The sequence below is a fragment of the Pelobium manganitolerans genome (assembly GCF_003609575.1).
Taxonomy (GTDB): domain Bacteria; phylum Bacteroidota; class Bacteroidia; order Sphingobacteriales; family Sphingobacteriaceae; genus Pseudopedobacter; species Pseudopedobacter manganitolerans.
On record NZ_MBTA01000027.1, the window covers coordinates 204,786 to 230,713 of the forward strand.

The window sequence follows — 25,928 nt, forward strand, 5'->3', positions numbered from 1 at the left end:
AACGCTTTTTTTGTATCCTATTAACTTTGGTGATGCTAAGCAGCACATTTACGCATTGGCTGTATTTTGCTGGCTATAAGCTAAATAAAAGTCATATTGCCACAGCGCTTTGCATCAATAAAAACAAACCGGCTTTGCATTGCCAAGGAAAGTGTTTTCTGAAGAAAAAATTAGCCGAAGCAGAACAGAAGCAACAAGATAAAGAGCATCAAACCCAAAAAGATTTATTGCAACCGCCCTTAGCGCCCGCAACATTTGAGGTGTATGTTTTTCGAAGTGTTGTTTTAAAAATTTACACCCCTTATACAAACCAACATTTAATTAAACGCACAAATGCGGTTTTTCGTCCGCCGCAGCGCGTTCTGTACCTGGTTTAAACTAAAATCTGCGTTAGAAGGTTTGCGAATTGGCTAACGTAATTATGAATTAAGATATGGCTATTGCTAAAATAGCTTTGGAATCAATTTTTGATAAAAATCTCATTATGAAATCTTTAAAAAACACATTAAACCTAAGCATTGGCTTTATTGCGCTTATAGCGATAGCTTTAGGTGCTTGCAATCAAAGCCAGAAAAAAACTCAGGATGATTTACAACAATCTGTAATTGCATCGCATGATAGCTTAATGAACCAGATGAGCACTTTAATGGAGAAAAAAATGCAGCTGAACTATTTGGTGGCGCATTTGGATAGCTTAAAGGCCAAAAACCCAAGTTTAGATACCGCAGATTTGCGCGTACAACTAAATGATGCCGCAAATCATCTAGCTAAAGCCGATGAAGATATGATGGCTTGGATGCACGAGTTTAGCCCAGAGTATGACGGCAAATCTGAAGATGAAGTAATCACCTATTTAAAAGGCGAACAAGAAAAGCTAAATAACTTGGAAAATGCTTTTAAGCAGGCCATTGTTCATAGCGACTCTTTAGTGAGAAGCCTGAACAAATAAGTTAAAAAATGGTGTTCTAACGCCATATTATGCATATATAAAACATTGAAGAATGAAGATTCTTAAAAGCCTTTTAGTTGCAAGTGCATCCTTTTTACTTTTTGCCTGCAACCAACACCATGAGAAACTACCTATTTTAGGCGAAAGACAAACCATGGAACGGATGGTAAATGGCAAGTTGGAGGTTGATACCTTTTACCAAACCATCCCGGCCTTCAGTTTTATGAACCAGGATAGCGCCATCATCAACAACGATTCTTTAAAAAACAGCATTTACATCGCCGATTTCTTTTTCACCTCCTGCCCTTCTATTTGCCCTATTATGAGCAAAAATATGCTTTCGGTTTACCAAAAGTATAAAGGAAATAATGAAGTCCGTTTTTTATCGCACAGCATTGATCCAAAGCACGATAGCATTCCTGTATTAAAGAAATACGCTAATAAACTTGGCGTTACCGGTACGCAATGGAGCTTTTTGTTGGGTAGCCGAGATTCAATTTACAATATTGCCCGCAACGGATATATGAACTATGCACAAGAGAACGAGAAAATTCCCGGTGGCGTAGAGCATTCTGGTTATTTTATTTTGGTAGATAAAGATAAACGCATCCGCGGCGCTTATGACGGCACCAATAAAGAGCAGGTAGAAAATCTTAAAACCGACATCGATATTTTGCTTAACGAATATAAATCGGCAAAAAAATGAGAAAATACGTGCTTTTAAGTATCGGTTTAACGGTGCTTGTGGCGATATTTTTTAGCGCCTGCAGCGAAGAATCTATCAAGTACCAGCGCTACTATTCTGACGGACTAAACCTTTATAAAACGCATTGTGGCAATTGCCACATGGAAGATGGGTCTGGCTTAGGCAAACTAATTCCGCCATTAACAGACACCATTTATTTAAAAGAAAACCGGGATAAGCTGGCTTGCATTATTGTTTACGGCCTAAGCGATAGCATTGTGATTAACGGCATTGGTTATAAAGAGAAAATGCCCGCCGAAAAACATCTGGCAGCAGTTGATTTGGCAAAGCTGCTCACCTATGTAACCAACGCTTTCGGCAATAATCAGGGTTTGTATGACATTAGCGAGGTAGAAAAAAATCTGAGAAACTGTAAATAAGATAATCCTTATCTTTGCCATGCAAATGGCTCTATCGCTGTTCGCCTTAAGGGCGGATGGAGGAAAGTCCGGGCAACACAGAGTATCCTGCTTCCTAACGGGAAGGCGTTTTGTAATAGAACGACAGAAAGTGCTACAGAAAACAAACCGCTTCGTTTCGATAGCTATCGGGATGAAGTAAGGGTGAAAACGTGAGGTAAGAGCTCACGACTTTGTATGGCGACATGCATCGTGGTAAACCTCAGGAGTTGAAAGATCAAATAAATCCTGACCGTCAGAGCTACTCGTTCTGCCGCGCCCAGTGTGCTATCAGGAAGGGTAGATCGTTAGACTGCAATAGCAATATTGTGGCAAGATAAATGATAGAGACATCCTGAATTGTTTCGGGATGACAGAACCCGGCTTACAAATTTGCATTATTACAAGCATTTTGAAGTCCTGCAAACAATTGCAGGACTTTTTTTTGCCTGCCTAATACGTAAATTGTCTAAAATAATATACACTTTTAACAACAATTAATTTATATGGCTAAAATTTTAATCATTGATGACGAGCGGGCAATTAGGAATACCTTACGCGAAATTTTAGAATACGAAAATTACAAGGTAGATGACATTGATAACGGTGCAGACGGCTTAGAGATGATTAAGAACATCGGTTACGATTTAGTGTTGTGCGACATTAAAATGAACCGTATGGACGGAATGGAAGTGCTGAGCAGTGCGCAAGCTTCACATCCGGATTTACCTTTTATTATGATCTCGGGCCACGGGACGGTAGAAACCGCTGTGGAGGCTTCAAAAAAAGGCGCTTTCGATTTTATCTCTAAACCACCTGATTTAAACAGATTACTAATTACCGTACGCAACGCTTTGGACCGCGGAACTTTAGTTACAGAAACCAAGGTATTGAAGCAAAAAGTTGCCAAATCAAAAACTCGCGAAATTTTAGGCGAGTCGCCAGCGATAGCTAAAATCAAAGAAACCATCGAACGTGTTGCACCAACAGAAGCCCGTGTTTTGGTTACAGGTGCAAACGGCAGCGGTAAAGAATTGGTTGCACGCTGGCTGCACGAAAAATCGAACCGGGCGGGCGCTCCGTTGATTGAGGTTAACTGTGCTGCCATCCCATCGGAGTTGATTGAATCGGAACTATTCGGTCACGAAAAAGGCTCTTTTACATCGGCCATTAAACAACGCATAGGAAAATTTGAGCAGGCTAACAACGGTACGATCTTTTTAGATGAGATTGGTGATATGAGCCCTTCTGCACAGGCTAAAGTTTTGCGCGCGTTGCAAGAAAATAAAATTACCCGCGTAGGTGGCGAGAAAGAAATTGATGTAAATGTGCGCGTAATTGCAGCAACAAATAAAGACTTGCTAAAAGAAATTGAGGCCGGTAACTTTAGGATGGATTTGTATCACCGTTTAAATGTAATCCACATCCATGTGCCGCCATTGGCAGAACGTTCTTCCGACGTGCCTTTGTTGTCCGAAAGTTTCTGTGAAGAAATTTGCAACGAGTACAATATTCCGGTAAAGAAAATTAGCCCGGGAGCTTTTGAAGTGCTTAAATCTTTACCATGGACGGGTAACATCCGCGAGTTGCGCAACGTAATTGAGCGTTTAATTATTTTAAGCGATAAAACAATTACAGAGGAAAACGTGAGAGCTTTTGCAAACCCTAGCGGCAGTATTTACGAACCGCAAAACGCTTTTGAAAGCAAAGCTAGTACAGGAAGCGCAAAAGGATTTGATTACGATGGTTTCTCCAACTTCCAAGATTTTAAAGATTATGCAGAGATGGAATTCATCAAGTATAAACTTGAAAAAAACAACTGGAACGTTTCTAAAACCGCAGAAGATATCGAAATTCAGCGCAGTCACCTGTACAGCAAAATCGACAAGTTTGGTTTAAAACGGGCGGATTAATTAAAAGTATAGTCAAAACTAAAACCCTTCATCTTTTATTAGGTGAGGGTTTTTTGTTTATATCGGTATCGCGAAAGCTTTAGAAATCAGACTTTCTCCTGAAATAAATTCGCAATACCTTTGAATTTCTGAAATAATCAACAAATGAACGTATTTGACACCCAAAAACAACCCCATACCGCTTTTAACCGTCTGCTTGCCATCTTAGAAGATTTACGCGCTAAATGCCCTTGGGATAAAAAACAAACCCTAGAAAGTCTGCGCCACCTTACCATTGAAGAAACTTATGAGCTATCCGATGCCATTTTGGAGGGCGATATGCAGGAAATTAAAAAGGAGATTGGCGACATTATGTTGCACCTGGTGTTTTACGCAAAAATTGCCTCAGAAAAAGAGGCTTTTACTATTACTGATGTACTCAATAGCACTTGCGAAAAACTAATTAACAGGCATCCGCATATTTATAGTGACACTAAAGCCGATACAGAAGAGCAAGTGAAACAAAATTGGGAGCAGATAAAGCTGAAAGAGGGCAATAAGTCTGTTTTGGGCGGTGTACCAGGCTCTTTACCTGCATTGGTAAAAGCAGCGCGCATTCAAGAAAAGGCCCGGGGTGTAGGATTTGACTGGGACAAAAAAGAACAAGTTTGGGAAAAGGTAGAAGAAGAGCTGCAAGAGTTTAAGGCAGAGTTTAACATCAGCGATGAAAAACAAATTGACCAGCAAAAAGCCGAAGAAGAATTTGGAGATTTGCTGTTTTCTTTAATTAATTACGCCCGCTTTGTAAACATTAATCCAGAAAATGCACTGGAAAAAACGAACAAAAAGTTCATCAAGCGTTTTCAGTACCTAGAACAAAAAGCCAAAGAAAACAACCAGCAGTTGCACCAAATGAGCCTTGCCGAGATGGATGTTTATTGGAACGAAGCAAAAAAAATGTAACATAGTATCACTTTTGCTATCAGATACGTATGGACGTTTAAAAGAGGCGCTTATGTATCTAAACAATTTACAATCTTTCTTTTTTGGAGCTACGCTGTTAGGCTTGGTGAGCTTTGTAGCTTGCGAAAAAACGGTGGAGACCAACAAAATAGTTCCTTTTGGCACTAAGGTAGAGCTAGGCACCGCCGAAAGTGTTTGGTTTGGTGCGGATACTTTGAACGGAGTTGAAATTAGCATCATAGCTATTGATGACAGCCGTTGCCCAATTGGTGTAAATTGCATTTGGGCTGGCGAAGCGCGTGTTCAATTTAATGCAACGCAATTAAACAGCGATACCGCCAGTTTTGAATTGCGCCTACCCACAGCAAAAAAAGACACCCTTAGTTTTAAATTAAATCAAAACTATTACCAAGCGGTTCTGTTTGGGGTGAAGCCCTACCCTAGCGCACAGCAAAAAAACGCCAAGTCGCGGGCCACAATAAGCTTAAAACAGCTTGCTTCCAATTAAAAAGATGGGTAAAACATACAGCGATTATAGCGAGCAAGAGCTTATCATCCGATGCAGAAAAGACGATGCAAAGGCGCAAGAAATGCTATACAAACGCTTTTATGCCTATGCTATGGCTATTGGCGTGCGCTACTGCATCAATCGGGATGATGCTTTAGAAGCCGTGAATGATGCTTTTGTAAAACTTTTTAAAACCATCAAAACGTTTGAAGACACCAAACTGATAAAACCCTGGTTTAGGCAAATTGTGGTAAACTCGGCCATCGACAACCGCCGTAAAAACCTGAAACACACTTTAGTGGCAGATATTGAACAAACTGATGAACCGGTTGCCGATGCACAGATCATCAGTAAAATAAATGCTCAGGACATTTTAGATATTTTAAAGGATTTACCGGAAATGTACCGCGTGGTATTTAACCTTTATGAAATAGACGGCTACACGCACGAAGAAATTGCGGATATTTTGGAAATGCCATCAAGTACTTCGCGGGTGTACCTATCGCGTGCAAAAGACCGGATGAGGAAATTAGTAAAAGCTCATTTTTATTTGAATTATGAAAGAGCAATTTGATAGAGCTTTAAGAAACCATATCAGAGATACATTTGATCATTACGATGACCAGATGGCTGATGATGGCTGGAAAAAATTCAAAGCCAAAGAACGTAGTAACCGAGTGGTATTTTGGTATGCTTTCCCCAGCGGGATTGCGGCAGCTTTAGCTTTATTGTGGCTGTTTAAATCAGACACCATCACTCAAACCGCGCCTAAAACTCAAGTTGTGGCTAAAATGGAAATGCCGGCTAGCCGGGGAAAGGTTTATCAGCAAGATAACGCGAAGGCTGAAATTGCAAGTATCCCTAAAACGGCAGTCGTGGAAAAAAACTCCGCTTATGCCAAAAAACCAACGCTATCAACAAATACATTGGGGTTAAATGAAAGAGAGCAACTTGCTACAATTTTTGTGTCGCAAAAAGAATTGGTTCATATCACTTCTGCAAAATCGTCACAACAATCACCAACATTTACAAGCATCGCGCAAAGCGAAAAAGAGCTAGCCCCGGAAAACTTTTTGGCAAACGCGGGCCCAAATTTTAAAGAAGATTTGATTGTTGCCAACCAAAACACGGAAGCAGACGCAAACAAAAAGACGGATAACAAAAAAGAGCGCAGGGTTAATTTTGCGATTGACGCCAATACCTATTACAGCTTTACCAACAACGGAGTAAGCAACAATCCTAATTTAGGTGTCGGCTTTGCATCTGAAGTTAAACTTTCTAAGCATTTCAGCATCAGCTCGGGTATTGCAATTAATAAACAAACTACGTCTTATGCTTCTGTCACCAGCGCAAACAGCGAAAAATCTTTGGCTTTTGCCACCAACAAAACACAATATTTGCCATCAGACATTGAAACCGACGCTAAACTTGTTGGGCTTGATATTCCGGTAAACTTAAAATACAACGTTGATTTAGGCAAAACCAAAGCCTTTGTAAGCACCGGTATTAGCTCGTACAGCGTGCTAAATCAAACTTACAATAATAGTATGCAGGTGGTTAACTATTCTTTTACGGGAGAACCCAGCATAAGCACTTTGCGAAATGTAGATGAGGAAAACGACCCTGCTTTTAGCAATTTTAAGTTTGCGCGTACGGTTAATTTTTCTTTCGGTTTTCTTTATCCGGTAAGCCGTAAAAACACTTTAGCTATTGAACCTTTTGTGAAATATCCAATAGCCGGATTTGGGAAAGAAGATTTGGAAATCGGTTCGGGCGGGCTAAGCCTAAAATTCAACTTCGGTAAGTAAAATGACTTAGCTACGTCGAGTTTACGAGACGTCGCACGTGCCGAGTTTTCACTTTGCAGTTACGACTAATTTGGCAAACAAATTATTTAAAGGCGATGGCCTTAACCGGCGAAATACGCGTAACCAACATAGACGGCACCAAAAGCACAATTAAGCAAATGGCCAAAGTGCCGGTATTTATAAGCACAACATCCAGCCACTCCATCTGTACTGGTACAAACTTCATATAATAGGATGCTTCATCCAGTTTAAACATATGGAAATGCTGTTGCAACAATCCTAAACCAATACCAAAAACATTGCCCAACAACATGCCGATGCCTATTAAATAAGTGGCATTGTATAAAAATATTTTTTGGATGCCCCAATTGTTTTGCCCCAGAGCTTTCAGCAAACCAATCATATTGGTACGCTCCAAAATCATAATCAGCAAAGCCGAAATCATATTAATCACCGCCACAATCAGCATCAAAATTAAAACCACTTGCGCATTCACATCCAACAAAGAGAGCCAATCAAAAATAACCGGATAGCTATCTTTTACCGTGATGGTTTTTACGTCCATGGGCAATAAATCGCTTAAGCGGTACGATTGCTGGTCCACCTGCGAAAAATCGCTCACCCGCACTTCATAACCGCCAACTTCGCTATCGCCCCAATTGTTCAGCTTCCTTATCAGCGAAATATCACCCAGCACATAGCTTTTATCCACTTCCTCTACACCGGTATTGTAAATCCCTACAATCTCAAACTTCCTTTTCCTCAAATTTTCCTGTACAAAATACATCAGAAAATCATCGCCAACTTTTAAATTAAGTCGCTTGGCAAGCATTTCAGATATGATAATTTGCTTTTCGGCCTTGGCTTCATCAGTAAAATCGATGGTTTTGCCGGCTATTAAAATGCTTTTAAAATAGGTCCAGTCGTAGCTACCATCCACACCTTTTAACACCACGCCTTCTACTTCGCCATTTGCTTTAATAATGCCGGGCTTATTGGCAAAAGGCACTACGTGCTTAATGCCGGGAAGTTTACGCGCAGCATCAATAGCCTCTGTTTTGGTTTCAAAAGGCGAATTTTCTAAAGACGAATTCAGGTCGTACTTAACAAACTGGATATCGCCGCTAAAGCCCCTCACTTTTTCGCGTATTTCCGATTTAAAGCCTTTTACAATCGCCACAGATAAAATCATCACACCCAAACCCAACATAATGCCCACAATGGCAATGCGGACAATGAGTTTAGAGAAAGTGCGTTCTGCTTGTAAAGAAATGCGCCGGGCTATAAATAATCCTAAATTCAAGGGCTTTGTTTATTTTTAACGATGCAAATATGCAACCATAAGATAGAAAGAAAAAATATGCCATGCTTAAAAAGATATGCTTGTTTACTAATTGTTCCCTTTTTATTGCTGAGCGCCTGCAATTCGTGCAAAGCAAGCAACACAGTGGTGCCTAAACAAGCGAAAAAACCGCTACACAAAGCCGAAATATTAAGCGGCGCACAACAAACAGCTAAATATCTGCCTTTGTTAAAAGGTAAAAAAGTTGGCTTGGTAATTAACCAAACCGCAGCGATAAATGGCATTTTGTTGGCAGATACGCTTAAAACCTTAGGTGTGGATGTACGCGCCATTTTTGGTCCCGAGCATGGTTTTAGAGGCACTGCGGATGCTGGCGAAAAGGTGGGCAACTATGTGGACGAAAAAACCGGCTTTCCGGTGATATCTTTGTATGGTGCTAAAACTGCGCCCTCTGCCGAAGATTTAAAAGATATTGATGTGCTGCTTTTTGATATTCAAGATGTGGGGGTGCGCTTTTATACCTATACCATCACTTTGGCACGTGTAATGCAGGCTTGCGCCGATTATAAAGTGCCACTGATTGTTTTAGACCGCCCCAATCCGAACGGAAATTTAATTGACGGGCCCATATTGCAAAACAAGTTAAAATCTGGCGTTGGTCAGCACCCTATCCCTATTTCACACGGTTTAACCGTGGGCGAGTTTGCCCAAATGGTTAACGGCGAAGGCTGGTTAAAGAACGGCGCCATCTGCAAGCTAACGGTGATTAAAAATGCAAACTACCAACATCATTCGCCTTATAGCCTACCCATAAAACCCTCACCAAACTTACCCAATATGCGTTCTATTTATTTGTACCCTACACTTTGTTTATTTGAGGGAACAAAAATTAGCCAAGGCAGGGGCACCTATTTTCCGTTTCAGGTTTTGGGCGCACCATCACTAAAAGGAAAATATGAGTTTAACTTTACGCCAAAAAGCATTGAGGGGATGAGTAAAAACCCGCCTTACGAGAACCAAGTTTGTTACGGCATTGATTTTAGAGCGGCGCCGATGCAAAAACTGGAAGCGCAAAAGCAACTCGATATTAGCCTGTTGATAAAGCTTTATCGCGCTTATCCAAATAAAAAGGAATTTTTTACGCCCTTTTTTAATAAACTTGCAGGGACCGAGCAGTTGATGCAACAAATTATTGCTGGCAAAAGCGAGAAAGAAATCCGCGAAAGCTGGGCTTCTGATTTAGCTAAATACAAAACAATGCGCCAAAAATATTTGCTTTACCCTTAATGCTTTTAATTTTTTTAGCTGATGAAAATAGTTTTTATGGGTACGCCCGATTTTGCCGTAGCTTCTTTAAGTGCTTTGCTTGATGCCGGTTTCAACGTAGTAGCAGTGGTTACTGCGCCGGATAAGCCTGCCGGACGCGGGCAAAAACTAAACGAATCTGCCGTCAAAAAATTTGCGGTAAGCAAAAACTTGCCAGTTTTACAGCCAGAAAAACTGAAAAACCCCGATTTTTTGAATCAATTGAAAGCTTATGGAGCAGATTTGCAAGTGGTGGTTGCCTTTAGGATGTTGCCCGAAGTGGTTTGGGACATGCCCAAATATGGCACTATAAACCTTCACGCTTCGCTTTTACCGCAGTACCGTGGGGCAGCGCCTATTAATTGGGCGGTAATTAACGGCGAAAAAGAAAGCGGTGTAACTACCTTTTTATTACAGCACGAGATTGACACCGGAAATGTTCTGTTTTCGGAAAAAGTACCTGTCGGTGACAACATGACCGCCGGTGAATTGCATGATGAATTGATGAACGTTGGCGCAAAATTGCTTTGCAAAACCGTTAAAGCCATAGAAAATCAAGATTATACACCACAGGCACAAGAAGATTTACAGAAAAATATCGAACTAAAACACGCACCTAAAATATTTAAAGAAGACGGACGAATAGATTGGAACCAACCGACGAACGTGGTTTACAACAAGATAAGAGGATTGAGTCCATACCCCGCAGCTTACACCACTTTTTTAGATAAAGGCTTAAAAATATACCAAGCAAGCAAAGAGTTAAGCAAACCAGATATACAAGTCGGAGATTTTAGCAGTGATGGAAAAAGCTTTTTAAAGTTTGCTACCGCAGATGGATGGATTTGGGTAAAAGAACTGCAACAAGAAGGAAAAAAGAAAATGCTGGTAGAAGACTTTTTACGGGGTGTGAGGTTATAAATTACCTTGTCTAAACATTTGCTCGCAATTTTTTATTGACCTTGTATTTCTAAATTTATCTCATGGCAGAATTCTGGGAAGAAGCATTTAGGAAAAACCAAGAAATGTGGGGCGCTCAACCTGCACAATCTGCTTTGATGGCGCGAGATTATTTTTTGAAAGAAGGTGCAAAAGATATATTAATTCCAGGTATTGGGTACGGACGCAATGCTGGTGTGCTTTTAGAAGCGGATATGGCGGTTACAGGTATTGAAATTTCACAGACCGCCATTGACTTAGCGTGGAAACATTTTGGCGAAGATCTTAAAATTCACCACGGTTCTGTTTGCGATATGCCCTTCAACGACGATTCTTATGACGGGATATTCTGTTACGCTTTAATTCATTTATTAGGTCAAGTCGAACGTCAAAAACTGATCAAAGACTGCTATAAGCAGTTAAACGAAGGTGGTTCTATGCTATTTACGGTGGTAAGCAAAGATGCTGAAATATACGGTAAAGGTACGCAAATCGATACCGATAGATACGAGCTGTTTGGTGGCGTACAGATGTTTTTTTACGATGAAAAAAGTATTGAAGCAGAGTTTGCAGATGTCGGTTTGTTTAAAATCTCCAAAGTGGAAGAAGTGTATCCTTTCTATTTGATTTATTCTAAAAAGAAAGGTGATTCACAATAATAATTGGCTTCGCTTATTCTTTTCCAAAAGGATTGTGCGACCGTATTTTCACCGAAGCCGTGGCAGCGCGGTGCACAGTTTTGCTCCCGTATTTGTTGTTAATATTATCCAACGCTTTGTAAAGTTCAATCTGGCCTTCGCTATCATCAAACAGGTGGATTTGATGATGCCCGCGTACCAAATCAGATAAACGCACGCCAATTAAACGTACTGCCCTACCTTTCTGGTAAAGTTTTTCAAAAAGTTGTTTAACCAGCTTAATCAAAAGATGGTCGGCAGCGCTATAACTGATGCTCATTTGCTGGTTAAAGGTGCTAAAATCCTCATAACGAATTTTTACACTGATACACCCCGCAACAAAATTCTCTTTGCGCATTTTATAGCAAAGTTCCTCTGTCATAGAAATAATCACCGTTTGCAAGCGCTCTGCATCCACAGTATCTTCGCCAAAAGTATGCTCTGTGCTAATAGATTTACGGTCCGAATGAGGTATTATCACTCCTTCATCTAAACCATTTGCTTTAAGATACATTACCTCGCCTTGTTTACCAAATTTAGCTACTAGATGCTGTTTGCTCAGTTTTTGCAAGTCACCAATGGTATGTAAACCTAACTGTTGCAGCTTTTCACTGGTTTTTTTTCCAATCATCGGGATTTTAGATACACTCAAAGGAGCCAAAAATGCTTTCTCTGTACCTAATTCCACGTGTTTATAGCCGTTTGGCTTAGCAAAGCCGGTAGCTATTTTAGAGATGGTTTTGTTTTTAGATAAACCGAAAGAAATGGGCAAATGTGTTTCGCTGATGATTTTTTCGCGCAGTTGCACCGCATAACTCAGCGTACCAAAAAACTTTTCCATTCCGCTAAGGTCAATGTAAAACTCATCTATCGAGCTTTTTTCAAAAAGCGGAACAGCGTCTTCAATGATAGAAGTCACCTCTCTTGATGCTTGTATATAATCGCCGTAATTGCTGGAAACGAAGATCAGCTGCGGGCAAAGTTTTTGAGCCTGCCTGCTCGGCATGGCCGAGTGTACGCCAAATTTACGTGCTTCGTAACTGCAAGATGCCACTACGCCCCTGCCATTGGCATTACCTATTGCCACGGGTTTACCGCGTAAATCGGGATTTTTACGGCACTCTACCGATACAAAAAAGGAATCAAGATCTATATGAACAATCTGTTTTTGCACCGCGCAATCCTAAAAAAGAGCAAAAATTTAAACTACAAATACGTTGGAAGCAAATTTATCGCTTACAAAGTGGCTTACGCCATTAACTTCAATCTGCATCATATCGTCAAAATCTTGGCGCGCTACAACCTTAATCATACTGCTAATGCCCAAACCAACTTTTACTACATACTGCAAAAAAGCGGCAGAGTTATCTTTTACTGCAGCCAATTTACAGGTTTCGCCCACTGCAACTTCTGCCAAAGTTTTTTTATAGCTCACTTTCAGCTCTCCGGCTTCCGTTGGTATGGGGTCGCCATGAGGGTCAAACTGCGGAAAGTTCAAAAAAGCATCTAATTTATTAATCAATTTGGGGCTTTTAATATGCTCTAACTGTTCGGCAATTTCGTGCACCTCATCCCAATCAAACTCCAGTTTTTCGTATAAAAAAGTCTCCCAAAGCCTATGCTTCCGTAAAATCTCGAGCGCAATCTTTCGTCCCGAGTCGTTAAGTCCAATTTTCCCGTATTTCTGATAGTTGATTAGTTTTTTTTCTTTCAACCTTTTCAGCATATCAGTAACAGTGGCAGGCCTCACCTCCAGCTGTGCAGCCAGCTCGTTTGTGCCTACCTCTTCCACGCCATTGTCTAGGGTGATCCTGAGCAGGGCTTTCAGGTAATTTTCTTCTGTAAATGAAAGCATCGTCTCCAAAGATAAAAAATTATATAGGCATCAAACCTAAGGTAAAAAAAAAGCACCTGTCAAAAAACAAGTGCCTCTTTTAAAAAACGAACAAAAAATGTTTATCCCTCTTGGTGCAACCAAGCTTTCTTCGCCAATAGTTCTTCTTCAGTTTCGCGCACGTTTTCATCATCTACACAACAATCAACCGGGCAAACGGCAGCGCACTGTGGCTCGTCATGAAAACCCTTACACTCCGTACATTTGTCCGGAACGATGTAATATACCTCATCAGAAATTGCCGCCTGTACCTCATCGGCATTCAACGTTTCGCCGTCACCAAAGTCAATTATTCCTCTTAAAGAAGTACCTTCAGAGAATTTCCAAGCCTGGCCCGCATCATAAATTGCGTTGTTTGGGCATTCTGGTTCGCAAGCCCCGCAATTGATACATTCGTCTGTAATTATAATTGCCATATCTACTATTTAATACGCTTTAAAACGTACTTTTGTGATTTCTTAATTTAGCGCAAATATAACACATTTTAAGCATTTGATTTTTACGAATGTCGATTTTTAGTAAAGAAACAAGAATTGAAGCATTTAGCCGTTTGGGCGATTTTTTATTGAGCGAGGATGCCAACCTGCAACAGCTGGTGCATAATGCAAAATTTAAAAACGCGTGGTTTACCGAAGCCGAAGTAAGCAAAGCATTAAAGGCTAACGCTTTGATGCTAAATAAGACCGATTTAACCCATTGGTTAAGCAACTATCAGCTTGAGGGGATACAGCCGAAACGCGTTGGGCTAATTTTAGCAGGCAACTTGCCTTTGGTAGGTTTTCATGATATTTTGGCGGTATTATTAAGCGGCCATGTAGCGCTGATAAAGCTATCCTCCCAGGACGACGCGCTGATCCCTTTTCTTTTAAATAAGCTTATAGATTTTGAAGGAGGCTTTAAAAACCATATCCAGTTTGTACAAAAACTTGCAGATTTTGATGCCGTAATTGCGACCGGAAGCAATAACACTTCGCGCTATTTTGAATATTATTTCAGCAAGGTCCCGCACATCATCCGTAAAAACCGTAACAGCATTGCTTTGTTAAGCGGCGAGGAAAGCGAAGGGGACTTGCGACAGCTGGGTAAAGATATATTTGATTTTTATGGTTTAGGATGCCGGAACGTATCTAAAATATTGGTGCCTAAGGGCTATGATTTTACAGCTTTTTTTGAGGCAATAGAATGCTATAAAGACATCATCAACCACCATAAGTACCAAAATAATTACGATTACAATAAATCTATATACCTGATTAACAAAAACAAACATTACGATAACGGCTTTTTGTTGGTAACCGAAAGCGAACAGATGACATCGCCCCTATCTGCTGTATTTTATAGCGAGTATGCGACTTTGCAAGATGCTCAAGATTATATCGTTAAGGAGCAAGAGAACATTCAGGTGCTGGTGAGCAAAAAGCAACTACACGTGCCAGTGGCGCAGGTAAGTTTCGGCGAAAGCCAAAACCCAAGACTGTGGGACTATGCCGATGGCGTGGATACTTTAGCATTTTTAAGTTCTTTATCCTGATTTTAAAATTATTGGACACAGCCACGGCAAAAATTTTACCTTTGCTAAAGCCCCAAATAAACAGATATGTATTTAATAAAGGTGAAGGGCGTTGCCAAAATACCCGATTATGTACAGCTAAGAGACGATGAGTTTACTTTGTTGGCTTATTTTAGGGTAGATAGGCCCGATAAATCTTTAGAAAAAATTGGCTTGGCAGATAAAGCCGAATATATTATGGAAGCGGTAAAAAACTTACCTTTCGGACAAATTTTAAAATTAGAACTCTAATGGTTGGTAATACAGTTATTAAGCTAAATAACATCGATATTTTTCAGCAGAAGCATTTGGTGCTATCCAACGTAAACCTACACGTAGATAATGGCGAGTTTGTTTATTTAATTGGCCAAACCGGATCTGGCAAAAGTAGTTTGTTGAAGATTATTTATGGCGATTTACACATTGTTAACGGCGACGGGCACGTAGTAGGTTATGAGCTAAAAGATTTGAAAGAGAAAGATGTGCCTTTTTTACGCAGAAAATTGGGCATCGTTTTCCAGGATTTCCAGCTACTGACGGACCGTACCATTGAGCAGAACCTGGCCTTTGTACTAAAAAGCACCGGCTGGAAAGATAAAAATTTGATAGACGAGCGCATTAAAGATGTGCTAGAAAAGGTGGGCTTACGCAGTAAAATGAAGAAGATGCCCCACGAAATTTCGGGCGGAGAGCAACAACGTGTGGTGGTTGCACGGGCTTTATTAAATGATCCGGAATTGATTTTGGCCGATGAACCTACCGGCAACTTAGACCCAGAAACGTCTGAAGAAATCATGATCTTGCTTCGCCAAATTAGCCAATCGGGCACAGCCGTTTTAATGGCTACCCATGATTACCATATCATCAGAACATTCCCATCGCGGATTATCAAATGCGAAAACGGAAAAGTAATAGAAGACGCTACGGTGTAAAGCATTTTTAAAATTATATAGTAACAGCCAATTTGTAAGTTTAATTTAAGAAAAACTGACAGGTTGGCTGTTTTTCATAAATGGCAATATGTTTGGGTATTGCACTTTAATATTTTTGTACCCCATGTTTAATAGGAAAAAGGTTTCAGAGACAGAAGAAAATAACAAAATGGCAGAGCACAACGAAGAAGCGCAAGATCGCGACGAGCTGAAAGAAGAAATTGAGCAGGTTAACGAGGCTAGGGTTAACCAAGCCGAAGAAGCAGAATTGGATGAAAACGAGAAGCTTAAAAACGAGGTAGCGCAACTAAACGATAAATATGTAAGGCTTTATGCCGAGTTTGACAATTATAAAAGACGCACTACAAAAGAGCGTATAGACCTTTTGCAAACAGCCGGCAAAGATGTAATTGTGTCACTTTTAGGCGTTTTAGACGATTTTGAACGCGCTAGCAAAGTAATGGAGACAGCTACAGACGTAAAGGGCGTAAAAGAAGGGGTTGATTTGATCCACAACAAATTGCAGTCTTTGCTATCACAAAAAGGCCTGAAGGCTATGGAAGCTATTGGGCAACCATTTGATGCTGATGTGCACGAAGCTATTACAAACGTGCCTGCACCAAGCCCTGATTTAAAAGGGAAAGTGATTGATGAGGTAGAAAAAGGTTACTTTTTAAATGATAAAGTAATCCGCTTTGCAAAAGTTGTGGTTGGAGCGTAGAATGAATGAGGGAAGGATTGAATGAGTGACGGTTGAATTTCCATTCAGCAAATATTCTATCGTTCAAAACTCAATCATTCAAAATTGAATAACAACTATTCTATCATTCAAAACTCAATCCTTCAAAGATTAAAAGATCCATTTCTCTCGATATGATATAAAAATGAGCAAAAGAGATTATTACGACGTGCTGGGGGTTGCCAAGGGGGCTACAGCCGAGGAGATTAAGAAATCGTACCGAAAGCTGGCGATAAAATATCACCCAGACAAAAACCCTGACGATAAAGGCGCGGAAGAAAAATTTAAAGAGGCTGCCGAAGCTTATGAGGTTTTAAGCAATCCGGAAAAAAGGCAACGTTACGACCAGTTTGGACATGCAGGTGCGCAAGGCGGATTTGGCGGATTTGGCGGCGGCTCTATGAACATGGAGGACATCTTCAGTCAGTTTGGAGATATTTTCGGCGGTGGCGGTGGCAGTCCGTTTGACAGCTTTTTCGGCGGTGGCGGTGGCCAAACCCGTGGCGGACGACGTGTGCAAAAAGGAACCAACCTACGCATAAAAGTCAAGCTTACTTTAGAAGAGATTGCCAACGGGGTTGAAAAGAAAATAAAAGTTAATAAACAAGTATTATGTAATACTTGTGGCGGTAGCGGTGCAAAAGACAAAAACTCTTTCTCTACCTGTAAAACCTGCGGCGGCAGTGGTGCTGTGCGCAGAGTAACCAACACCATTTTGGGTCAGATGCAAACGACTAGCACCTGCCCCACCTGTAATGGCGAAGGCTCTACCATTTCTGCTAAATGCAATACCTGCCACGGCGACGGTGTAACACGCGGAGAAGAGACCATCAGCATCAACATCCCGGCGGGCGTTAGCGAAGGTATGCAACTGAGCATGAGCGGTAAAGGCAATGCGGCGCCGCGAGGTGGCGTACCCGGCGATTTAATTATCTTAATTGAAGAAACCCCTCATGAAACGTTAAAACGCGAAGGCATCAACGTTATTTACGATTTACACGTAAGCTTTGTAGATGCCACACTAGGCGCAACCATTGAAGTACCTACCATTGACGGAAAAGCGCGTATAAAATTAGACCCGGGCACACAAGGCGGTAAAATTTTACGTCTTAAAGGCAAGGGTATTCCTGAGGTAAACTCTTACCATAAAGGCGACCAGTTGATACAGGTAAACATCTGGACACCAAAAATCTTGAACAACGAAGAGCGCGAAGTTTTAGAAAAGCTGAAAGAATCAGCAAATTTTAAACCTAGTCCCGGTAAAAACGAGAAAAGCTTTTTTGAGCGGATGAAGGAATACTTCGAATAGACTCCCGAAAAACTACTCCATCCACGCCTCCATAAATTGCCAAAACAAGGCCTTAAATTTTATGGATGCGTGGATTTTTTTGCTTTGTAGCAAACTGTTCCCTGCTAACAAAGTTTTAATCATTTCAATTCCATTAAGTTCCTCAATCCATTGTTAATCGCCTAAACGTCTTGCCACTTATTACTCCGTACTTATTACTCCTGAGTCAATTATTTACTCGCCTGCTTTTAAGCTTGTGCATTCTTTTATAAATTGCGCCATGCTTAAAAGCCTGTCTTTTTTTATAAAATACTTCCTTTTTTGGCTTGTATTTTTTATCCTCAATAAACTAGCATTTGAGCTTTGGAACGCCGACAAATTAAGTGAGTTTAGTGCGAAAGAAATCTTTAACACCTTTTACCGCGGTGCCCTGATGGATATGTCTATGGCCGGCTATTTTTGTGCTTTACCGTTCTTGTACGTGGCGTTTTTATGGCTATTTAAACCACTGAGGGTCAACATCAAACCCCTCAATATTTACACTATTATTTTAATTGTTATTACTGCTGTTGTCAGTGTAATTGATGTAAATATTTATCGGGAATGGGGAAGCAAAATTAATTACAAAGCTATTGATATGGCTTTAGACGCACCTGCAGAAGCACTTGCCTCCACAGCCTCGTCTCCTATTTTACGCACATTGGTTACCTTGCTTTTGTTGGTGGCTACGGGCATAGGCTTGTACAAACTATGCTTTAAAGGGCATATCATTGTTTTAAAAAAAGTAAGTTTAGCACTAAAAGGCCCCACGGTAGTTTTGCTATTGGGTTTGACGTTTTTAGCTATCCGCGGAAGCATTAGCGTGGCGCCAATGAATACCAGCCGGGTTTATTTTAGCAACCATCAGGCTTTAAATATCGCGGCCATAAACACCAATTGGTTTTTAATTTCGGATGTGCTAAGCCAAAGCCAATTAAAAACTAACCCATATGTATATTTTTCTGCCGGAGAAGCCAAAACCATGCGCGACAGTCTTTTTGTGCGCCCGCAAGATTTTCCAAAAATCTTAAAAACCGAAACACCGAACGTGGTTTTAATTATTATTGAAAGTTTTACTGCCGATGTAATCAAGGAATTGGGACCAGAGCAAGATATTACACCGAACTTTAGCAAACTTATCAAAGAAGGTTTATTGTTTACCAACATTTATTCTGCCTCCGACCGTACAGATAAAGGTTTGGTGGCTACCTTAAGTGCTTTTCCATCCCAGGCAACAGAAAGTATCATCAAACAAAATGAAAAACAGATGCGCTTGCCGGCCATTCCTCTGGAGCTTAACAAAAAAGGCTATCATAATTCTTTTATTTATGGTGGCGATTTAAACTTTGCCAATTTCAAATCGTACTTGATGAGCCACGGCTTTACACATGTAAAAGACCAATACGATATAAAAAGTGATGCAAAAACCACCAAATGGGGCTTTGCTGACGAAGTGACCGCGAAGGCGCATTTAGAAATGCTGAACAAGACTTCAACACCTTTTTTCTCTACTTTTCTTACGCTATCCAACCATGAACCTTTTTATCTGCGCTCATACAAATTCGGGAAAAACAATGTAAACAATATGTTCAGGAGCACCAGTTTTTACACCGATTCTGTATTGTATGATTATGTGCAAAAAGCAAAAAAACAGTCGTGGTATCAAAACACGCTGTTCATTATGCTGGCCGACCATGGTCACCGTTTACCCACCGAAAAAAACGAAATCTTTGAACCAGGAAGATACCACATTCCTCTATTATTTTTCGGGGGCGCATTAAACGAAGCGTACCGCAACCAAAAAATCAACCGTATAGGTAGCCAGGTTGATTTGGCCTCTACCCTTTTACAACAGCTCAACTGTACTGATACGGCATTCCACTACAGCAAAAATTTGTTGGCGCCAGACGCTAAGTCCTTCGCTTTTTACAGCTGGAACAATGGCTTTGGTATGGTAGACAGTAACAAACGCGCGATCAGTTTTGACCCTGTAGGGAAACGTATAATTTACCAAGACCAATTTCCTGATAAAAAACGTGAAAACCATCTACTTAAAGAAGCCAAAGCACTGATGCAATTAGTTTTTACAGATTATATGGCGTGGTGAGTAGTGAAAGTGACGATAGTGAATGGCACAAATAAACTTCTAGGGATCAGAAGTACGTGCACAAAAAAAGAGCTTAATTGCTTAAGCTCTTTTTTAAAAAACGGGAATTTTGTTTGTTTTACTTTACTGCTTCAACGATAGCTGCAAAAGCTTTAGGATCGTTCATTGCTAAATCAGCTAAAACTTTTCTGTTTAAACCGATGTTTTTAGCACCAACTTTTCCGATAAATTGAGAGTAAGACATTCCATGTTCACGGGTTGCAGCGTTGATACGTTGTATCCATAAAGCTCTAAACTCTCTTTTCTTAACTTTTCTGTCTCTGAAAGCGTATTGTAAACCTTTTTCAACAGTATTTTTGGCAATGGTGTAAACCTTGCTTCTTGAACCCCAGTAGCCTCTGGCTAATTTTAAGATTCTTTTTCTTCTTCTTCTTGACGCTACTGCGTTAACCGAACGTGGCATAATTTAATTGTTTTTGGTAAGAGGTGAAGGCATTTGCCCTACTTAAACCCAGTACCTGGTTAATAAACTCTAACTATTTTCCGATGCAAAGCATACGTTTAACATTACCCATATCAGCATCTGACACATAGCTGGTAGTGGTTAAGTTACGTTTTTGCTTAGTCGTTTTTTTGGTTAGGATGTGGCTTTTAAACGCATCCTTTCTTTTGATTTTACCTGTTCCAGTAAGCGAAAAACGCTTTTTCGCACTAGAATTGGTTTTCATTTTTGGCATGATAATGCTTTTTAATTTAACCTGTTTATATTAATTTTTTCCCGTTTTTGGCGCTACTGTTAAGAACATACGTTTGCCTTCTAACTTTGGCAATAGTTCTACTTTTCCATAATCTTCCAAAGCTTGGGCAAACTTTAATAGTAATATCTCACCTTGTTCTTTATAAACAATGGCTCTACCTTTAAAGTGCACATATGCGCGTACTTTCTCTCCGTTTTCTAAGAAAGAAATGGCGTGCTTTAGCTTAAACTGAAAATCGTGGTCGCTGGTATTAGGCCCAAACCTAATTTCTTTGATTACCGTTTGTTTGGCATTGGCTTTAATTTCTTTAAGCTTTTTCTTCTGCTCGTAAACAAATTTGTTGTAATCAACAATTTTACATACCGGTGGATTAGCGTTTGGAGAGATCTCAACTAGGTCAAGATCCATTTCGTCGGCCATTGCCAAGGCTTTTTCAATAGGGTACACGCCCTGCTCTATACCTTCTCCAACTACCCTTACTTCCCTAGCTCTAATACGCTTATTGATATTATGAGCGGGTTCGGTTGTTCTTCTACTTCTGTTCGGATTCAATTTTGGTCTAATGATTATCCTCCATCTTTATTTTAAACTAAAAATTCTTTTTGAAGATGCCCTCTAAACGCTTCTATACTCATAGTCCCTTGGTCACCTTCGCCATGCTTTCTTACAGAAACTGTACCATCTTCCATCTCCTTCTCACCTATAATTAACATGAAAGGAATTTTTTTGACTTCGGCATCCCTGATTTTTCGACCGATTTTCTCATCCCGAAAGTCAATTAGTCCGCGAATATCGGAATTATTGAGAGATTCTAAAACTTTTTTTCCATAATCCTCATATTTCTCTGAAATGGGCAAAACGATAAATTGCTCTGGCGTAAGCCACAGCGGGAAATTACCTCCGCAATGCTCTATCAACACGGCCACAAAGCGTTCTAAAGAGCCAAACGGCGCCCGGTGGATCATCACGGGGCGGTGTTTCTGGTTATCGCTACCGGTATATTCCAGCTCAAAACGTTCTGGCAAATTATAGTCTACCTGTATGGTTCCTAACTGCCACTTACGTCCCAAGGCATCTTTAACCATAAAATCCAGCTTAGGGCCGTAAAATGCCGCTTCACCGGTTTCTACAACAGTACTTAGACCTTTTTCTGCCGCGGCCTCTATAATAGCCCTTTCTGCCAAATCCCAGTTTTCATCTGTACCGATGTATTTGGCTTTGTTTTCGGGGTCGCGGAGTGATACCTGCGCAATATAACTGTCAAAACCTAAGGCTTTAAAAACGTAAAGCACCAAGTCTATTACTTTTTTAAACTCTTCTTTTACTTGGTCTGGCCGGCAAAAAAGATGCGCATCATCTTGCGTAAAACCTCTAACGCGGGTTAGCCCGTGCAGTTCGCCGCTCTGCTCGTAACGGTAAACCGTTCCAAACTCGGCCAAACGTACAGGCAAATCTTTGTAAGAGCGTGGTTTTGATTTATAAATTTCGCAGTGGTGCGGACAGTTCATCGGCTTCAAGAAAAACTCCTCTCCTTCTTGCGGCGTTTTTATCGGCTGAAAAGAATCTGCCCCATATTTATCATAGTGGCCAGAGGTAACGTATAGGTTCTTATGGCCAATGTGTGGGGTAATTACCTGATCGTAACCCGCTTTTTGCTGTGCTTTCTGTAAAAAATTCACTAAACGCTCGCGCAGTGCGGTACCTTTTGGCAACCACAAAGGCAAGCCCATACCTACTTTTTCCGAGAAAGTAAAAAGCTCTAGCTCTTTACCCAGCTTGCGATGGTCGCGTTTTTTAGCTTCCTCTAACAGGTGTAAATATTCTGTTAATTCGCTTTGTTTTGGAAAAGTAACGCCGTAAATGCGGGTAAGCTGTTTACGTGTTTCATCGCCACGCCAATAAGCACCGGCCACGTTCATTAGTTTCACGGCTTTAATAAAACCGGTATTTGGGATGTGCGGCCCGCGGCATAAATCGGTAAAATTACCTTGAGTGTAGAAAGTGATTTTTCCGTCTTCTAAATCTTTAATCAAATCCAGCTTGTACTCATCGCCTTTCGCTTCAAAATATTTTAAAGCATCGGCTTTGCTCACGCCTTCGCGTATATACTCTGATTTGCTACGTGCCAGCTCCAACATTTTATCTTCAATTTTCTTGAAATCGTCGGAAGAAAACTCGCGATCGCCAAAATCTACATCATAATAAAAGCCTGTTTCAATGGCAGGGCCAATACCAAATTTTGTTCCGGGATAAAGCGTTTCTAAAGCCTCGGCCAATAAGTGTGCAGAAGAATGCCAGAAGGTGGATTTCCCATTGCTATCATTCCAAGTGAGCAGTTTTAGGTTTGCATCGCTGTGGATAGGTGTTGAAGAATCAACCACGGTGCCGTTAACTTCTGCTGCCAAAACATTGCGTGCCAAACCTTCTGAAATAGACAAAGCTACCTGATGCGGCGTTGTACCGCTTTCGTATTCCCGTACAGAACCGTCGGGAAGTGTAATTTTAATCATCTACAATATGATTTATGACTTGTGAAAAATAATTTGTTCGCGCACATACAAATGTGCGTTTTTGTTTGAGTTGCAAAAGTACGAAAATTTTGCCTCACCCCAACCCTCTTCAAAGGAGAGGGAGCTCGCGTGGGATCTATGAGATGGGAGATTTGAGATATGAGAAACTAACCAACTAACTAACTAACTAACTAACTAACTAACTAACTAACTAACTAACTAACTAACCACCCACTACCAGCTACCTCCTACCCCACTTCGATACAATAATCTGTTTCAAAAACGTGGCCTTTTTCTAGGGTTTGGATGCCTTCTTTTTCCGAGATATCTGCATGGCCCTCGGCAGTGTCGGTAACGCCTAACCAAGGCTCAATGCAGATGAAGGGCGCATCGGCTTTTGTCCAGATGCCCAGAAAAGCAAAGTATGGAAAAGAAACGCGCACATGTTTGTCCGACTTCGTGCTGCGCAAGGTTACCGCGCGCGATTGGATATTCTTAAAAATCAGTGCGTCGTGCGCAAATAAATCGCGTTTTAAAGGTAAAAGGTTTTGTGCTAACACTACTTCACTGGTTTCGCCGCTCAGCAAGCCTTCACTGTTAGACCAATGCGTATGCAAGGCCTCTTCTTTTTCAAACTCTAGGTAATAATCTTCAAAGCTTTCGCCGGCAGTTAAGGGTACATTAAATGCTGGGTGCGCACCCACAGAAAAATAAATGTCGCCCTCATCCATATTAATCACCTTGTAAGAAACGCGCAGGCGCCCGCGCTCTAAATGATAAATGACCTGAAACTCGAATTTATAAGGGTAAACTTTTAAAGTTTCTTCATCATAACGGTATTCAAAAATGGCCTGTAAAGGCGCCGACTCTATTCTGCGGAATGTAACGTTACGCGCAAAACCGTGACGATTGAGCGTGTAAGCTTGCCCCTTGGCATTTAGCGTATTGTTCTTTAGCCCGCCAACAACGGGGAACAGGTTTGGCGCATGGAAAGCCCAAACATCCGGATTTCCCTGCCACATATATTCGGTGCCATTGGCTTTGTTAATTAAGGAATGTATTTCGGCGCCTTTACTGCTGATGGTGGCTTTGATAAAGTCGTTTTCGAGGATAACCATAATTATATTTTCTTGAATTTATTGGCCAGCTGTTGCAACATATCGGCGTCTGCCGGTGCGCTCGGTTTTTCTTTTTTCTGAAAATTCTGTTGTTGAGGCCTCTGTTGGAAAGGCTTTGCCGCATCGCGCGGTTTTTGTGCCTGGCGTTGATCTGTTTTTTGTGAGCGGTGCTCTTTCCAATATTTATCCAAACGGTTTTTGGTGTATAAAGGAAAATCGCCGTTCATCATCCAAGCATAATAGCTGGGCTCTTCATCAAACACCTGAAAAACACTTTTGCCTTTATGCTTGCCGAAATTGAAACAGGCAATGCCGTCTTCGTTAAAAATCATACGGCCGGCAAAATCCACCGGTTTATTTAAATTGGTAAACTCGTGCAAAGCATCCACATCGTTTACTACTGGCTTACTGATATTTCCTTTTTTGTCCTCAAATTCTTTATCGGCGTAACGCTCAATCTGCGCAAGCAACACCTCGTAGGTGGCTCGAATATCGGCTTCTGCCGAGTGTGCATTAACAATTTCCTTATCGCAATAAAATTTGTATGCCGCTTTAAGCGTGCGCTGTTCCATTTGGTGGAAAATATTTTGCACATCCACGAATTTGCGGTTCTCAATATCAAACTCGATACCTGCCCGTAAAAACTCTTCAATTAAAATCGGGATGTCAAATTTATTAGAATTGTAGCCCGCCAAATCGGCCTCGCCAATAAAATCAATAATTTCTTGAGCCACTTGTTTAAAATATGGCGCATCTTTGATATGCTCGTCGTAAATTCCGTGGATCAACGACGACTCTAACGGAATTGGAATTCCGGGATGTACGCGGATGGTTTTTACTTCTTCTGTACCTGCTGGCGATGCTTTGAGGATTGAGATTTCGATAATGCGGTCTGATGCGACGTTTACGCCGGTAGATTCGATATCGAAAAATGCAAGCGGCCGTTTTAAGTTTAGTTTCATCTATTGTTTATGCGTTCTTTAATAAAAAATGAAGGTCGTTATTTTTTGCAGAGTATGAAAACCTAATTGAGAATTGGGTGGAAGGTATAAGGTAGGAGGTTTGAGGTGTAGGGTTTGAGGTGGAAGGCGAATGGCTTAAGGTTAAGGTTTTCTAAGGTACAGTTTTTGACGATGCTGAAATATGAAAGCTCTTTTTAAATTACTGAACAGGCTGAACAAAATGGTATTGCCAAGCTTATACCGTAAAGATCCTAATCGCTTAACTAAATTTGAAAAAGTGCTAACCGCCTACCGCTATTGGGTGCTTACCAACAGCCTTTAAACCGAGCTAATAATTCCACGCCAGTAATAATCAAAAGCGCACGTTTCCTTAGAACTCCGAAGGACATCTAAGGATTTACGATGGAAAAGAGGCTAAGACTCCTAAACACCACAAAACAGGTTTATGGTTTCTCATTTGTTGAGTTTGGAAACTCAATTCCATTAAACAATCCGGAGTTAATGCTCCGGATAGGGTGGCTAGTTACCTTTAACTAAGCGCTGAT

29 protein-coding genes and 1 other RNA gene are annotated in these 25,928 nt (G+C 40.8%); 20 read left to right on the top strand and 10 right to left on the bottom strand.

Annotated features, from left to right (window positions below):
- Positions 1-32: 32 nt before the first annotated feature.
- The 10 genes from BCY91_RS14325 to BCY91_RS14370 all read left to right on the top strand — a co-directional run bounded on the left by BCY91_RS14325 (position 33) and on the right by BCY91_RS14370 (position 7,263).
- Positions 33-377: a hypothetical protein gene (locus BCY91_RS14325; RefSeq protein ID WP_147387945.1), complete on the top strand. Its 345-nt coding sequence runs from the start codon at positions 33-35 to the stop codon at positions 375-377.
- Positions 378-484: 107 nt separating this feature from the next.
- Positions 485-949, top strand: coding sequence for a hypothetical protein (locus BCY91_RS14330; RefSeq protein ID WP_147387946.1), 465 nt, complete (start codon positions 485-487; stop codon positions 947-949).
- 52 nt (positions 950-1,001) lie between these two features.
- Positions 1,002-1,655, top strand: a complete 654-nt coding sequence (locus BCY91_RS14335; RefSeq protein WP_182995399.1) for an SCO family protein — start codon at positions 1,002-1,004, stop codon at positions 1,653-1,655.
- Positions 1,652-2,074, top strand: coding sequence for a c-type cytochrome (locus tag BCY91_RS14340; protein ID WP_120182730.1), 423 nt, complete (start codon positions 1,652-1,654; stop codon positions 2,072-2,074). The genes BCY91_RS14335 and BCY91_RS14340 overlap by 4 nt, the downstream gene beginning before the upstream one ends.
- 18 nt (positions 2,075-2,092) lie before the next feature.
- Positions 2,093-2,496, top strand: an RNA gene (gene rnpB, locus BCY91_RS14345) — RNase P RNA component class A.
- Between the two features lie 102 nt (positions 2,497-2,598).
- A complete protein-coding gene (locus BCY91_RS14350; RefSeq protein WP_120182731.1) occupies positions 2,599-4,005 on the top strand; it encodes a sigma-54-dependent transcriptional regulator in 1,407 nt (468 codons plus the stop codon).
- Between the two features lie 144 nt (positions 4,006-4,149).
- The gene (mazG, locus tag BCY91_RS14355; protein ID WP_120182732.1) at positions 4,150-4,947 is read left to right on the top strand and encodes a nucleoside triphosphate pyrophosphohydrolase; all 798 of its coding nucleotides are present in this window, start codon (positions 4,150-4,152) and stop codon (positions 4,945-4,947) included.
- 52 nt (positions 4,948-4,999) lie between these two features.
- Positions 5,000-5,455 (top strand): hypothetical protein, encoded by a 456-nt coding sequence (locus BCY91_RS14360; protein ID WP_147387947.1) that lies wholly within the window; start codon positions 5,000-5,002, stop codon positions 5,453-5,455.
- Positions 5,456-5,459: 4 nt separating this feature from the next.
- Complete coding sequence (locus tag BCY91_RS14365; protein WP_120182734.1) at positions 5,460-6,029, top strand: RNA polymerase sigma factor; 570 nt, start codon at positions 5,460-5,462, stop codon at positions 6,027-6,029.
- Entirely contained in the window at positions 6,013-7,263 is a 1,251-nt protein-coding gene (locus BCY91_RS14370) for a hypothetical protein (RefSeq protein ID WP_120182735.1), read from the top strand. Before BCY91_RS14365 ends, BCY91_RS14370 begins: the two co-directional genes overlap by 17 nt.
- Positions 7,264-7,345: 82 nt before the next feature.
- Here the strand turns inward: BCY91_RS14370 and BCY91_RS14375 are convergent, their stop codons facing one another.
- Positions 7,346-8,566, bottom strand: coding sequence for an ABC transporter permease (locus tag BCY91_RS14375; RefSeq protein ID WP_120182736.1), 1,221 nt, complete (start codon positions 8,564-8,566; stop codon positions 7,346-7,348).
- 57 nt (positions 8,567-8,623) lie between these two features.
- Between BCY91_RS14375 and BCY91_RS14380 the strand changes: the two genes are divergently transcribed.
- From BCY91_RS14380 to BCY91_RS14390, 3 genes are all read left to right on the top strand, one after another.
- Positions 8,624-9,853 (top strand): exo-beta-N-acetylmuramidase NamZ family protein, encoded by a 1,230-nt coding sequence (locus BCY91_RS14380; RefSeq protein ID WP_120182813.1) that lies wholly within the window; start codon positions 8,624-8,626, stop codon positions 9,851-9,853.
- A gap of 21 nt (positions 9,854-9,874) precedes the next feature.
- Positions 9,875-10,792, top strand: coding sequence for a methionyl-tRNA formyltransferase (fmt, locus tag BCY91_RS14385; protein ID WP_220699483.1), 918 nt, complete (start codon positions 9,875-9,877; stop codon positions 10,790-10,792).
- Between the two features lie 62 nt (positions 10,793-10,854).
- Positions 10,855-11,469 carry a class I SAM-dependent methyltransferase gene (locus tag BCY91_RS14390; RefSeq protein WP_120182737.1) on the top strand — a complete coding sequence of 205 codons (615 nt, stop codon included), beginning with the start codon at positions 10,855-10,857 and terminating at the stop codon, positions 11,467-11,469.
- 13 nt (positions 11,470-11,482) lie between these two features.
- Here the strand turns inward: BCY91_RS14390 and dinB are convergent, their stop codons facing one another.
- The 3 genes from dinB to BCY91_RS14405 all read right to left on the bottom strand — a co-directional run bounded on the left by dinB (position 11,483) and on the right by BCY91_RS14405 (position 13,797).
- Entirely contained in the window at positions 11,483-12,661 is a 1,179-nt protein-coding gene (gene dinB / locus BCY91_RS14395) for a DNA polymerase IV (RefSeq protein ID WP_120182738.1), read from the bottom strand.
- Positions 12,662-12,688: 27 nt separating this feature from the next.
- The gene (locus BCY91_RS14400; protein WP_120182739.1) at positions 12,689-13,342 is read right to left on the bottom strand and encodes a metal-dependent transcriptional regulator; all 654 of its coding nucleotides are present in this window, start codon (positions 13,340-13,342) and stop codon (positions 12,689-12,691) included.
- A 101-nt stretch (positions 13,343-13,443) separates the two neighbouring features.
- Positions 13,444-13,797 (bottom strand): 4Fe-4S dicluster domain-containing protein, encoded by a 354-nt coding sequence (locus tag BCY91_RS14405; protein ID WP_120182740.1) that lies wholly within the window; start codon positions 13,795-13,797, stop codon positions 13,444-13,446.
- Positions 13,798-13,886: 89 nt separating this feature from the next.
- Here BCY91_RS14405 and BCY91_RS14410 point away from each other — a divergent pair, with 89 nt between their 5' ends.
- From BCY91_RS14410 to BCY91_RS14435, 6 genes are all read left to right on the top strand, one after another.
- The gene (locus tag BCY91_RS14410) at positions 13,887-14,912 is read left to right on the top strand and encodes an acyl-CoA reductase (protein ID WP_120182741.1); all 1,026 of its coding nucleotides are present in this window, start codon (positions 13,887-13,889) and stop codon (positions 14,910-14,912) included.
- A gap of 66 nt (positions 14,913-14,978) precedes the next feature.
- Positions 14,979-15,182: a fructose-6-phosphate aldolase gene (locus BCY91_RS14415; protein ID WP_120182742.1), complete on the top strand. Its 204-nt coding sequence runs from the start codon at positions 14,979-14,981 to the stop codon at positions 15,180-15,182.
- Positions 15,182-15,862, top strand: a complete 681-nt coding sequence (locus BCY91_RS14420) for a cell division ATP-binding protein FtsE (protein WP_120182743.1) — start codon at positions 15,182-15,184, stop codon at positions 15,860-15,862. Before BCY91_RS14415 ends, BCY91_RS14420 begins: the two co-directional genes overlap by 1 nt.
- A gap of 169 nt (positions 15,863-16,031) precedes the next feature.
- Entirely contained in the window at positions 16,032-16,583 is a 552-nt protein-coding gene (locus BCY91_RS14425) for a nucleotide exchange factor GrpE (RefSeq protein ID WP_394341559.1), read from the top strand.
- A gap of 163 nt (positions 16,584-16,746) precedes the next feature.
- A complete protein-coding gene (dnaJ, locus tag BCY91_RS14430) occupies positions 16,747-17,910 on the top strand; it encodes a molecular chaperone DnaJ (protein ID WP_120182745.1) in 1,164 nt (387 codons plus the stop codon).
- 259 nt (positions 17,911-18,169) lie between these two features.
- Positions 18,170-20,035 carry an LTA synthase family protein gene (locus tag BCY91_RS14435; RefSeq protein ID WP_120182746.1) on the top strand — a complete coding sequence of 622 codons (1,866 nt, stop codon included), beginning with the start codon at positions 18,170-18,172 and terminating at the stop codon, positions 20,033-20,035.
- A gap of 118 nt (positions 20,036-20,153) precedes the next feature.
- On the opposite strand, the gene rplT is transcribed toward BCY91_RS14435, so the two are convergent.
- The 6 genes from rplT to BCY91_RS14465 all read right to left on the bottom strand — a co-directional run bounded on the left by rplT (position 20,154) and on the right by BCY91_RS14465 (position 25,383).
- Positions 20,154-20,498: a 50S ribosomal protein L20 gene (gene rplT, locus BCY91_RS14440; protein ID WP_120182747.1), complete on the bottom strand. Its 345-nt coding sequence runs from the start codon at positions 20,496-20,498 to the stop codon at positions 20,154-20,156.
- Between the two features lie 73 nt (positions 20,499-20,571).
- Entirely contained in the window at positions 20,572-20,772 is a 201-nt protein-coding gene (gene rpmI / locus BCY91_RS14445) for a 50S ribosomal protein L35 (protein WP_120182748.1), read from the bottom strand.
- 30 nt (positions 20,773-20,802) lie between these two features.
- Positions 20,803-21,345, bottom strand: coding sequence for a translation initiation factor IF-3 (gene infC / locus BCY91_RS14450; protein WP_120182749.1), 543 nt, complete (start codon positions 21,343-21,345; stop codon positions 20,803-20,805).
- A 32-nt stretch (positions 21,346-21,377) separates the two neighbouring features.
- Positions 21,378-23,303: a threonine--tRNA ligase gene (gene thrS, locus BCY91_RS14455; RefSeq protein WP_120182750.1), complete on the bottom strand. Its 1,926-nt coding sequence runs from the start codon at positions 23,301-23,303 to the stop codon at positions 21,378-21,380.
- A 248-nt stretch (positions 23,304-23,551) separates the two neighbouring features.
- The gene (locus BCY91_RS14460; protein ID WP_120182751.1) at positions 23,552-24,421 is read right to left on the bottom strand and encodes an aldose 1-epimerase family protein; all 870 of its coding nucleotides are present in this window, start codon (positions 24,419-24,421) and stop codon (positions 23,552-23,554) included.
- 2 nt (positions 24,422-24,423) lie between these two features.
- Entirely contained in the window at positions 24,424-25,383 is a 960-nt protein-coding gene (locus tag BCY91_RS14465; RefSeq protein ID WP_120182752.1) for a 3'-5' exonuclease, read from the bottom strand.
- Positions 25,384-25,564: 181 nt separating this feature from the next.
- On the opposite strand from BCY91_RS14465, the gene BCY91_RS17670 reads away from it, so the two are divergent.
- Positions 25,565-25,705, top strand: coding sequence for a hypothetical protein (locus BCY91_RS17670; RefSeq protein WP_182995400.1), 141 nt, complete (start codon positions 25,565-25,567; stop codon positions 25,703-25,705).
- Positions 25,706-25,928 lie beyond the last annotated feature (223 nt).